Origin of the sequence: Microcystis sp. M49636_WE2 (assembly GCF_030065375.1) — a bacterium.
Classification (GTDB): domain Bacteria; phylum Cyanobacteriota; class Cyanobacteriia; order Cyanobacteriales; family Microcystaceae; genus Microcystis; species Microcystis aeruginosa_C.
Genome location: NZ_JASJFG010000710.1, coordinates 1 through 1,548, shown reverse-complemented (window position 1 = coordinate 1,548; position 1,548 = coordinate 1). Strand labels below are relative to the sequence as shown.

Annotated in this window: 1 protein-coding gene, 1 other RNA gene and 1 pseudogene; 1 reads left to right on the top strand and 2 read right to left on the bottom strand. The window is 45.3% G+C overall.

The window, feature by feature from the left end; all coding sequences use genetic code 11:
* Nucleotides 1-140, top strand: a pseudogene (locus tag PX484_RS16240) (DUF3782 domain-containing protein); the annotation flags it as partial.
* Nucleotides 141-176: 36 nt separating this feature from the next.
* On the opposite strand, the gene PX484_RS16235 reads toward PX484_RS16240, so the two are convergent.
* Nucleotides 177-1,448 (bottom strand): MFS transporter, encoded by a 1,272-nt coding sequence (locus PX484_RS16235; protein ID WP_002800450.1) that lies wholly within the window; start codon nucleotides 1,446-1,448, stop codon nucleotides 177-179.
* 9 nt (nucleotides 1,449-1,457) lie between these two features.
* Nucleotides 1,458-1,548, bottom strand: an RNA gene (gene ffs, locus PX484_RS16230) — signal recognition particle sRNA small type; the annotation flags it as partial.

The following is a 1,548-nucleotide window of genomic DNA, read 5'->3' as shown; positions in this document are numbered from 1 at the left end:
TCTATGGTATATTAGCAGCCGTTGATTTATCCCCAGAATTACGCGAAAAAATTCTGCAAGAAGGGCTTTATGTGGCTCAGATTCATGACCAAGTATTTGAATTAGATATTCCCGATAATTTTCAACCTCAAACCTATTAAATAACCCTGTACTAGGAAAAACTTTTTCAGTAAGCTTTATTGTAATTGTCCGCGCAGAGCATAACGATCTTTTTCTAAACCGAAAGCGAAGAGAAAAGAATGGCTTATAGTGGGGTTAGAAAGAGTAAAAAAGAGAAAGAGAGCGATAACAGCCAATCCTGACGATAAACTAAACATAGTTTTGTAGGAAATTGCTAAAACCCCCAGAATTGGACCTGCTAAGGCTGTTCCCACATCAAAACCGCCGATACAGATAGAATAGGCCCGGCCGCGTTCTTGGGGCCCAGAGCGATCGGAGATTAAAGCCAGTAACATAGGGAATAAAATCCCCCCTCCCGTACCTTCGAGAATAGCGGCTAAAATTAAAGCGGAAGGAGATCGAGCAGAAGATAGAACCAACATGGATAAACCATAGCAAAAAACGCTAATAGTGATGAATAAACCCCGTCCATAGCGATCACTGGCTCCTCCCGACAAAATCCGTCCGATTACCCCCGATACTGCCGCACAACTGTAGAATAGACCGGCACTGAAAGGGATCTGATTTTCGAGGAGAAACAGGGGTAAAAAAGCGACTAAACCGCCGAATAAAGTACCAACCAGCAGAAAAACTAAGGTGGGGACTAAAAAAGCTCGCTCTTGACATAATGCCCAAAAACTGCGCTCAATTGTCGGATTTTCTGCCTTCATTTCGGCTAATTTTTTCTTGAAGTCCAGTTCTTGAATGGAGAAACTCAGGAGAAAGGCGATCGCTCCCGAAGTGGCGGAAACTAGAAATAAACCGTCATAACCGATCGATTTGTAGAGATAACTGCCTAAAGCTGGACCGATTCCCATGCCTATGGGTGCAGTTAAGCTCATATAACCAATTATCTCTCCCCGTTGACGAACGGGGGAAAAATCCACCACTAGGGTACTGTAACCGGTGGTAAAAGCGGCGATACTGAGGCCATGGTAGGCACGGACGACGAATAAAGAGGAAAGATCGCGAAAAAATAGATAACCGAGGGGTGCAGTAGCGGCGACAATAGTTCCAAATAAAACCACTAATTTGCGACTGCGGCGATCAACTAGATTGCCTAACCAACTGCGCGATAAAATTAAACCGATGGCAAAAGCCCCCATGACAAAACCGATATCTTGTTTGCTACCGCCTAGGGAGTCAATATAGATGGGGAGAGTGGGGAGGAGAGTGGTGATACTTATCCAGAAAAACAGCGCCGTGACGAAGAGAATGAGTAGTTGACGACGAGTTTCGGCAGTAAGCGATCGAAAAGTTTTGAAAGCGTTCACAACAGCGACCGTCACAGGCAACAAAAAGACCCGGAGATCACGCCAGTCACAAGCATCCCGTATTGCTGCTACCTTCCGGTCCTGACAAGGTTAAGGCGTTGCGATCGCATGAGTC